Raw genomic sequence first — 7,794 nt, forward strand, 5'->3', positions numbered from 1 at the left:
GAGTCAGGGCCGGCGGACGATCAGCCGGTAGGTCACCACGAGACCGGCCAGGCACCACGCGGCCATCACGAGGTACGGGGTGCCGCTGATGCCACCGACGAGTGACTCGCGCACGCTCTGCGCCATGTACTGGAACGGGAGCACGACGTGCACGGCCTGCAACCATCCGGGTAGCCGGTCGACGGGAAAGTTGACGGGGGAGAACATCAGTGTGACGAAGACGACGAGCTGGGTCACCAGACCCACCGCGGCCGGTGGGAGTGCGTGGGCCAGCCCGTAGCCGAGCGTGGTGGCGGTCAGGGCGACGAGCAGGGCGGCGGGGATCACCAGCGGGCTCGGGTCCAGTCGCAGGTCGAAGCGGAACGCGGCGACCACCAGCGACAGCACGAGCCCGGGCAGCGCGCCCAGGATCCACACGGTGACTCCGGCGGCGACGGAGGCCAGCGGTGGGACGGGGAGCGTCTGGTCGAATTCGAAGCTGCCCTGCAACTTGCTCTGCGCCACCATGTTCGGGGCCATCACCAGCCCGACGGTGATGAGCCCGATGGTGGGGCCGCCGGTGGCGAGGAACGCGGCGCTGGTGGCGTCGACGTCGGGCAGCAGGTACGCGAAGCCGACGATGATGCCGACCGAGAGCCCGGCGGAGACGATCGCGAAGAGGGGGAGCAGGAAGCGCAGCCGCAGCGCGTTCCAGCGCAGCAGCAGGGCGTAGCTACGGAGCCACGACATCGTTGACCTCCACGTCGGTCGCCGGCTGGTGTTCTTCGAGGGCGAGGTAGATGTCCTCGACCCGCATCGGGTAGAGCGAGAAGTCCTCGATGGTGCCGGCGGCCTGCATGCGCGCCGCCCACTCGGTGGCGGCCACCGCCTCGGCGGTGTCCAGGGCGTACACCAGCCGCTGGCGGTCCCGTCGCGGCGGCTGCCCGGTGAACGGCGGCGGCGCCGGCTCCTCGCTGCCGGCCGCCAGGCTGATGTCGAGCCGCAGCGCCGGGCCGGCGCCGGCGCGCAGGTCGGCGACGGTGCCCTCGGCGACCACCCGGCCGTGCGCCAGGACCGAGAGCCGGTCGAGGATCCGCTCGACCTCGGTGAGGTTGTGGGTGACCAGCAGGACGGCCGCCCCGTCGTCGGCCAGTGACCGGACCTGCTGCCACAGCAGCCGCCGGCGCACCGGGTCGACGTCGTTGCTGGGCTCGTCGAGCACGATCACCTTGCCCGGCCGCACGGCCGCGAGGCAGTACGCGGCGAGGCGGCGGACACCGCCGGAGAGGCGCTCCGCCGGCGTGTCGGCCCACTCGGTGATGTCGAGGGCGTCGAGCAGCCGCTGGGTGGCGGCGGCCGCCTCGGCCCGGCCGGCGCCCCGGATCCGGGCGACCAGGGTGATGGCCTGGCGTGGCGTGACGCCCATCAGCGGCACCTGGGCCTGCGGCTGCACCGAGCAGACCCGGTGGGCGAACCCGGGGTCGGCGACCGGGTCGCCGTCGCCGATGCGGATTGTGCCGCTGGTCGGCCGGATCAGCCCGGCGACCTGGTTGACCAGCGTGGTCTTGCCGGCGCCGTTGTGGCCGAGCAGGCCGTAGACCTGGCCGGCGTTCACCCGGATGCTGATGTCGTCGTTGGCCCGCACCCCTCCGCGATACTCCTTGCAGACATGGTCCACGCGCAGCACCATGACATCTCCGATACTGGTCGGTATTCAGATACCGCCGAGTATGCGGAATGCGGAGATTCTGGTCAAGCGGAATGACGGGAGAGTCGCCTGATGGAACGGATGGGGCGCCAGGAGCGGCAGCGGCACAACCGGAACCGCCTGCTCGACGCGGCGCAGCGGCTGCTCGCCGAGCGGGGGCCGGCGGCCTCCCTGGACGACATCGCCGCGGCGGCCGGCCTGACCAAGGGTGCGGTGTACTCCAGCTTCCGCAACAAGGAGGACATCATCCTCGCCCTGCTGGACCGGCAGCTGGACATCATCGGCACCGACCTGACCGAGGTCACCGCGGGCGAGACCGACATGGTGCAGGCGTTCGCCGCCCTCAGCTCGGCCAACTCGACCGGCGACCGGGCCGGCGAGAACGCCGACTTCGCGCTGCTGATGATGGAGTTCTGGATCGCCGCCATGCGTAACCCGCGGGTGCGTCCCCGCTACATCGAGGCGCTGCGCCGCACCCGCGCCGGCATCGCCGCGCACCTGACCGCCCGGGCCGACGGGCCGGACCCGGCGCTCGTGGCGCGCACGGCGACGCTGCTGCTCGGGCTGGACATCGGGCTGAGCATCCAGCGCCTGGTCGACCCGGAGTCGGTGCCGGAGACCTGGTACGCCGAGGCGTTCGAGCTCCTCGTCCGGCCGCTGTCCGACGACGCGCCGCAGCCCGACGGCGCCGCGGACTGAGCCGCCGCCGACGCCCGGGGTCGAGTGAAGGTCGTCGTTGCCCCGGCCGCGTCGGCTGGCATAGGGTCGTGCGGTACCAGTGATCTCATCGACCGGTTCGTGACGGGGAGACGCGGGATGAGTTTCGAAGCGGAGCAGTACGTCGTCGTCCGCAACGCCGAGGAGCAGTACTCGATCTGGCCGGCCGACCGGCCGGTGCCGGAGGGGTGGCGGACGGTGGACGTCCGGGGCTCGCGTGAGGAGTGCCTGGCCCACATCGAGAGCGTCTGGACGGACATGCGCCCGGCCAGCCTGCGGACGGCGGGAAGCGCGGCCTGACCGACCGGCGGCGCGCCGCCCGTCCTCGTGGGACGGTCCCGGTGCGCCGCCGGACCGGCAGGCGTCGGCGAGATGCCGTCAACTCAGGGTTGACGACGAGGTTGCGTCAACCTATCGTTGACGCATGACGGATCCAGTGCAGATGAGTAACCCGGTCCGGCTCGACGACCTCATCCAGGCGATCAAGAAGGCGCACACCGACGCGCTCGACCAGCTCGCCGACGCGGTCATCGCGGCCGACCACCTCGGCGAGATCGCCGACCACCTGATCGGCCACTTCGTGGACCAGGCGCGGCGCTCCGGCGCCTCGTGGACGGACATCGGCCGGAGCATGGGCGTCAGCAAGCAGGCGGCGCAGAAGCGCTTCGTGCCGAAGACCCCCGAGGCGCCGCTCGACCCGCAGCAGGGCTTCAGCCGGTTCACCCCCCGTGCCCGCAACGTGGTGATGGCCTCGCAGAACGAGGCGAGGGCCACCGGGCACGCCGAGATCCGCCCGGAGCACGTGCTCCTGGGGCTGCTCGCCGAGCCGGAGGCCCTCGCCGCGAAGGCGATCGTCGCGCAGGGCGTATCGCTGGAGCGGGTGCGCGAGGCCGCGACGGCCGCGCTGCCGCCGTCGTCGGCCGAGGTCCCCGACCTGATCCCGTACGACGCGCAGGGCAAGAAGGCGCTGGAGCTGACCTTCCGCGAGGCGCTGCGGCTGGGGCACAACTACATCGGCACGGAGCACATCCTGCTCGCCCTGCTGGAGCTGGAGAACGGCACGGGCGTGCTCGCCGGGCTCGGCGTCGACAAGGCCACCGCCGAGTCGACGCTCGTCGCGGCGGTCGAGGCCGCCGCGAAGGGCGCCCGGGGCTGACACGCCGAGGTCGACGCCCGTCGCGGCGGTCGGGGGCCGCCGGGGCGAGCGCCCGGGCGACGCGCGTCGGCGGTGCGTGCCGGGGCCGGTGGCGCGGGCCGGCCCCGGTGCCCTCGGCTGTTCGGTGGGGGCCGGGCGTCGCCGTGGTGGCCTCAGGAGACGGCGGGGAAGCCGTACCGGTCGGCGTGCTCCGGGTCGGCCGGGTCGATCTGGCGGATGCCCGCGTCGGCGAGGCGCTTGTTGACCTCGTCGAGCCGTTCGCGCACCAGCCGGGCCTCCTCCTCGGTGACCCGGCCCCGGTGCGGCTTGCCGGCGTGCTCGATGGTGCCGTAGTCGAGTTTCTCGGCGCCCTTGCGGGCCTTGGGCGGGCGGACCCGCTCGGCGGTCCGGAGGAGCTGTGCCATCGGCACGTCGGTGGCCATCGCGTCGAACTCGCTCGCCGTGAGCACCACCCGCCGGGGCTCGCCGCCGCCGTGCCGGTCGTGGATCTCGACCACCGCGACGTCAAGCGCGGCGTCGTCGATGCTCTCCACCTCGACCGGGGTGGCGTCCAGTTGCACGGGCCCGGCCACCAGGTCAGGGTGCTCCAGGACGACGACACGGACCACCTCGTCGTCGGGCTGGATGACCGTGCCGCTGAAGTCGGAGACGTGGATCGTCTTCTTGCCCATGCGCGGTGCTTCTCCTGTCGTGGGCCGGGTGCCGGACCAGAAGAAATTACCCGACAGGTGTGCGAAAGCCGCCGCTGGACCGCCCGGGTGTGTCGCCGCCGCCGATCGGGGCGGCGGGTCACCGCGGGTTGAGGTTGCGGCGGGTGGAGGTCCCGGCCGGCAGCTTGTTCAGCTCGCCCCAGGAGAGCGCGTCCGCACGGGTGGCGCCGCGGTTGCCCCGGTACGGCGGCTGGGCGGGAAACCGTTCCGCGACCCCGGGCGTGCGCCAGAGTCGCTCGGTGTCCTGCTGGTGCCGGTCATTCGGCTGTTTCGGCATGACCATTACCGTCCCAAAGAAAGTTGTACATGTATGGAAATGAATATGACGGTCGATCGATGCGTCGGGTTCCCCTGGCTCTGACCGGAGTTCGCGGCGACATCCGTCGGCGATGTTCCACCCCGGGTACCCGCCCTTCGCGCCCTTCAACCGCCGCCGCCCCGGCTCCGGGCCGCCGGCGCCGCCGACCCCGGGTTGCCGCCGGGCGTGACGGGTGTCTCTTGAGCAATACCCCCTGGGGGTATATGGTCTGGGCATGACGAACGCGAATCTCACCCGGCTGGCCGTAACGGCGACCCTGCACTGCCTCACGGGCTGCGCCATCGGCGAGGTGCTCGGCATGGTCATCGGCACCGCCCTCGGCTGGTCAGACCTCTCCACCATCGCGCTCGCGGTCGGCCTGGCCTTCCTCTTCGGTTACTCGCTGACCATCCGGCCGGTGCTGCGTTCCGGCGTCCCGCTGCGCACCGCGATCAAGGTGGCGCTGGTCGCCGACACGGTGAGCATCGCGGTCATGGAGGTGGTCGACAACGGCGTCATGCTCGCCATCCCCGGCGCGATGGAGGCCGGCCTGGGGAGCGTGGTGTTCTGGGCCAGCCTCGCGGTCGCGCTCGCGGTGGCCTTCGTGGTCACCGTGCCGGTGAACCGGGCGCTGATCGCGCGGGGCCGGGGCCACGCGGTCACCCACCGCTACCACGCCGCTCACGGGGCGGCCCACGCCGGTCACGAGGTCGGTCACGCCGGTCACGAGGTTGGGCACGCCGGGCACGGGTCCGGCCACGCCGGGCACGAGGCCGACCGCGCCGGGCACGAGGGTGGGCGCGCGGGGCACACCCACCACTGATCGGGGACCGTACGCCGGGCGGCGGCCGTCCGGCGTACGGTGATCGGCGGACGGGCCGGGGCGCGGACCGCGCCCCGGCGAGCGCGGCGGGCGGCGCCCGGAGGTGTCCGGGCCGCCGTGGGTGGACCACGGAAAGGTGACTCGATGCGCGACCGGCAGCTCCACCTGCACCTGGCTACCTGGCTGGGGCAGTGGCCGGCGGGCCCCGGGCTGCACGTGGTCGGCTCGTACCGGCGGGCCCGGCCGGCCTGGGACGGGCGGTTGCGGCCGGCCATCGCGGTCGCGGCCGGGGCGAGCACCGTGCTCTCCGTGCCGCCGGACCGGGTGGAGGCGGTCCGCGAGCTGGCCCGCCGGCAACCCGGGCGGTTGCTGCCCGAGCTGCCCGGGGCGGTCGGCCAGCCCGACTGGGTGGTCCACGACGACGTGTTCCGGTGGAGCCTGGCCCCGGCTCCGCTGCCCGAGGTCGGGGAGTGGGTGTCCCCGCGCACGCGGGGGCTGCCCTCCTGGCTCCGGCTCTTCGACCGGCCCGTGCTGGTGGCGCGCGACGAGCGCGGCCGGTACCTGTCCGGCGTGGGCATCAAGCGGCATGACGCGTACGGCCACGAGCTGGCGGTGGGGACGACGCCGGCGGCGCGGGGGCGGGGCCTGGCCCGGCGGCTGGCGGCGCAGGCGGCCCGCCGGGTGCTCGACGAGGGCGCGGTCCCGACCTACCTGCACGGCCACGCCAATCTGGCCTCCGCGCGGGTCGCCGAGGCGGCGGGCTTCCCCGACCGGGGCTGGCGGTCGTTCGGGGTGTACCCGCCCTGACCCGGCGACCGGCTGGTGGCGTCGGCGCGGCCGCCCGGGCGGGTGACGGCCGGGAGTGACCGGGCGACGGCGACGGCGCGACGTCCTGGTGAGGGGCTGCGGACGGCAGGGCGCGGACCGTGGATCCCGGGCCGGATCCACGGTCCGCAGCCTCCCCCCAGGTCCCTCCGCCCGTGGCGGGCGTCGCGGGGCCGGTCGCCGTACGTGCCGATCACGCTACGTATCGAGCTGCGGTTCGGCAAGATGCCGACGGGTGGTTCGGACTGTCCAGAAGCGGACTTGACCTGGAGCGGAGCGCGTCGGGACGGTGCCGCGGGTCAGTGACGCAGCGTGCGAATGAGGTCGAGCACCTGCCGGGTGACCGGGCGCAGCACCCGCAACCGGGACAGCCCCACCAGCCGGTCGATCAGGGGCACCGCACCGTCGATGAGTTGCCGGGTCTTGGCCTGCCCCGGGGACCGGTCGTGGACCCAGTAGAGGACCACCCCCATGTACGCCAGCCAGAGCAGCTCGGGCAGGTGCGGACGCAGCTCCGCGTCCACCTTCGCGGTGGAGCCGTCCAGGGCCTCGGCGAAGAGGTCGACGGCCGCCTGCCGGGGCGCGGACGACTCCTCGGAGAACGGGCTGAGCGGGGAGGTCGGCTCCGCCGCCGTCTTGAAGAAGCTCGCCGCGAAGGCGTGCGACGGGGTGAGCACGTCCACGCCGGCGTGCAGCACCCCGGCGAGCCGGGCGGCGAAGTCGGACTCCCGGTCGAGCGCCGGCTGTGCCGCCGCCCGGTGCTGGACCTGCGCGCGGGCGTAGAACTCCTGGATCAGGTGGTCCTTCGACCCGAAGTAGTAGTAGGCGTTGCCCACCGCCACCCCGGCCTCCTGGGCGATGGCACGCATGGTGGTCCGGGCGTACCCCCGCTCCTGGAACAGCCGCATCGCCGTGTCCAGGATGAGCTGCCGCGTCTGCTCGCCCCGCGCGGTGGCCGGCTCACCCGCAGCGGTCGTCGGCGCAGTCTGCTCGGTCATCGGGGTCACCGTATCCCGCCGGGTCGTCGGGCGGCTCCGCCCACGGATCGCGGACGCGCTCGCGTACCGACGAGGCGGCGGCGACCACCCGGCGGGCGAGCGGCAGCAGGTGTGGGCGCGCCAACCGCTCGGCGGCGCCCCGGTGGTCGGCCAGCGCCCAGAGGCACGCGAACCAGGCGCCGTCGCCCGCGTACACCTCGCCGGTGTCCGCGACCACGGTGAGGTCGCGCAGGGTCGCGTCATGGTCCAGGCCGGGGAAGCGCCGCCGGGCCTCCGCCGAGCCGGCCGGCACGAACTCCAGCGGTACGAGCTGGGGGCGGGACGCCAGCCAGCCACGCGCGGCGCGGCACAGCGGGCAGTGCGCGTCGTAGAGGACGGTGAACCCCCGGACGCCACCGCCCCCGTGCGCGGTGGCGTCCGGGGCCCCGCCCGTCCCCTCGGCGGGCGGGACGGTCATCGGGCCGGCGGTACGCCGGGGCCGGCCGCGGGCGCGGGCCCGGCCGGGCCGACGTGCTGCTGCGGCGGGCCGACGTGCTGCTGCGGGCCGACGTGCTGCGGGTTGCCGGGGTGGGGACCGGCC

General features: G+C 74.0%; 11 protein-coding genes. 5 read left to right on the top strand and 6 right to left on the bottom strand.

The window, feature by feature from the left end; translation table 11 throughout:
* Positions 1-3 precede the first annotated feature (3 nt).
* Positions 4-729, bottom strand: coding sequence for an ABC transporter permease (locus ACSNOB_RS23850; protein WP_436688660.1), 726 nt, complete (start codon positions 727-729; stop codon positions 4-6).
* Positions 713-1,669, bottom strand: a complete 957-nt coding sequence (locus ACSNOB_RS23855) for an ABC transporter ATP-binding protein (protein ID WP_436688661.1) — start codon at positions 1,667-1,669, stop codon at positions 713-715. Before ACSNOB_RS23855 ends, ACSNOB_RS23850 begins: the two co-directional genes overlap by 17 nt.
* Before the next feature lie 90 nt (positions 1,670-1,759).
* Here ACSNOB_RS23855 and ACSNOB_RS23860 point away from each other — a divergent pair, with 90 nt between their 5' ends.
* The 3 genes from ACSNOB_RS23860 (at position 1,760) to ACSNOB_RS23870 (ending at position 3,560) form a co-directional block, all read left to right on the top strand.
* Positions 1,760-2,386, top strand: coding sequence for a TetR/AcrR family transcriptional regulator (locus ACSNOB_RS23860; RefSeq protein ID WP_436688662.1), 627 nt, complete (start codon positions 1,760-1,762; stop codon positions 2,384-2,386).
* A gap of 117 nt (positions 2,387-2,503) precedes the next feature.
* Positions 2,504-2,704 (top strand): MbtH family protein, encoded by a 201-nt coding sequence (locus tag ACSNOB_RS23865; protein WP_436688663.1) that lies wholly within the window; start codon positions 2,504-2,506, stop codon positions 2,702-2,704.
* 124 nt (positions 2,705-2,828) lie between these two features.
* Positions 2,829-3,560: a Clp protease N-terminal domain-containing protein gene (locus ACSNOB_RS23870; protein WP_436688664.1), complete on the top strand. Its 732-nt coding sequence runs from the start codon at positions 2,829-2,831 to the stop codon at positions 3,558-3,560.
* 152 nt (positions 3,561-3,712) lie between these two features.
* Here the strand turns inward: ACSNOB_RS23870 and ACSNOB_RS23875 are convergent, their stop codons facing one another.
* Both ACSNOB_RS23875 and ACSNOB_RS23880 read right to left on the bottom strand, forming a co-directional pair.
* Complete coding sequence (locus ACSNOB_RS23875; protein ID WP_436688665.1) at positions 3,713-4,231, bottom strand: hypothetical protein; 519 nt, start codon at positions 4,229-4,231, stop codon at positions 3,713-3,715.
* 118 nt (positions 4,232-4,349) lie between these two features.
* Complete coding sequence (locus ACSNOB_RS23880; RefSeq protein ID WP_436688666.1) at positions 4,350-4,547, bottom strand: DNA repair protein; 198 nt, start codon at positions 4,545-4,547, stop codon at positions 4,350-4,352.
* Between the two features lie 256 nt (positions 4,548-4,803).
* Here ACSNOB_RS23880 and ACSNOB_RS23885 point away from each other — a divergent pair, with 256 nt between their 5' ends.
* Together ACSNOB_RS23885 and ACSNOB_RS23890 are read left to right on the top strand one after the other, a co-directional pair.
* Positions 4,804-5,391, top strand: coding sequence for a DUF4396 domain-containing protein (locus ACSNOB_RS23885; protein ID WP_436688667.1), 588 nt, complete (start codon positions 4,804-4,806; stop codon positions 5,389-5,391).
* Positions 5,392-5,535: 144 nt separating this feature from the next.
* The gene (locus ACSNOB_RS23890; protein ID WP_436688668.1) at positions 5,536-6,198 is read left to right on the top strand and encodes a GNAT family N-acetyltransferase; all 663 of its coding nucleotides are present in this window, start codon (positions 5,536-5,538) and stop codon (positions 6,196-6,198) included.
* 317 nt (positions 6,199-6,515) lie between these two features.
* Here ACSNOB_RS23890 and ACSNOB_RS23895 read toward each other — a convergent pair whose 3' ends face one another.
* The gene (locus tag ACSNOB_RS23895; RefSeq protein ID WP_436688669.1) at positions 6,516-7,214 is read right to left on the bottom strand and encodes a TetR family transcriptional regulator; all 699 of its coding nucleotides are present in this window, start codon (positions 7,212-7,214) and stop codon (positions 6,516-6,518) included.
* Positions 7,177-7,671 carry a thiol-disulfide oxidoreductase DCC family protein gene (locus ACSNOB_RS23900; RefSeq protein ID WP_436688670.1) on the bottom strand — a complete coding sequence of 165 codons (495 nt, stop codon included), beginning with the start codon at positions 7,669-7,671 and terminating at the stop codon, positions 7,177-7,179. Before ACSNOB_RS23900 ends, ACSNOB_RS23895 begins: the two co-directional genes overlap by 38 nt.
* Between the last annotated feature and the right edge of the window lie 123 nt (positions 7,672-7,794).

The sequence above is a fragment of the Micromonospora sp. URMC 106 genome, from assembly GCF_051386395.1.
GTDB lineage: Bacteria > Actinomycetota > Actinomycetes > Mycobacteriales > Micromonosporaceae > Micromonospora.

Excerpts from the sequence above, each read along its gene's own strand:
- ACSNOB_RS23850 (WP_436688660.1), bottom strand. The coding sequence starts at position 729 with ATGTCGTGGCTCCGTAGCTACGCCCTGCTGCTGCGCTGGAACGCGCTG.
- ACSNOB_RS23855 (WP_436688661.1), bottom strand. The coding sequence starts at position 1,669 with ATGGTGCTGCGCGTGGACCATGTCTGCAAGGAGTATCGCGGAGGGGTG.
- ACSNOB_RS23860 (WP_436688662.1), top strand. The coding sequence starts at position 1,760 with ATGGAACGGATGGGGCGCCAGGAGCGGCAGCGGCACAACCGGAACCGC.
- ACSNOB_RS23865 (WP_436688663.1), top strand. The coding sequence starts at position 2,504 with ATGAGTTTCGAAGCGGAGCAGTACGTCGTCGTCCGCAACGCCGAGGAG.
- ACSNOB_RS23870 (WP_436688664.1), top strand. The coding sequence starts at position 2,829 with ATGACGGATCCAGTGCAGATGAGTAACCCGGTCCGGCTCGACGACCTC.
- ACSNOB_RS23875 (WP_436688665.1), bottom strand. The coding sequence starts at position 4,231 with ATGGGCAAGAAGACGATCCACGTCTCCGACTTCAGCGGCACGGTCATC.
- ACSNOB_RS23880 (WP_436688666.1), bottom strand. The coding sequence starts at position 4,547 with ATGCCGAAACAGCCGAATGACCGGCACCAGCAGGACACCGAGCGACTC.
- ACSNOB_RS23885 (WP_436688667.1), top strand. The coding sequence starts at position 4,804 with ATGACGAACGCGAATCTCACCCGGCTGGCCGTAACGGCGACCCTGCAC.
- ACSNOB_RS23890 (WP_436688668.1), top strand. The coding sequence starts at position 5,536 with ATGCGCGACCGGCAGCTCCACCTGCACCTGGCTACCTGGCTGGGGCAG.
- ACSNOB_RS23895 (WP_436688669.1), bottom strand. The coding sequence starts at position 7,214 with ATGACCGAGCAGACTGCGCCGACGACCGCTGCGGGTGAGCCGGCCACC.
- ACSNOB_RS23900 (WP_436688670.1), bottom strand. The coding sequence starts at position 7,671 with ATGACCGTCCCGCCCGCCGAGGGGACGGGCGGGGCCCCGGACGCCACC.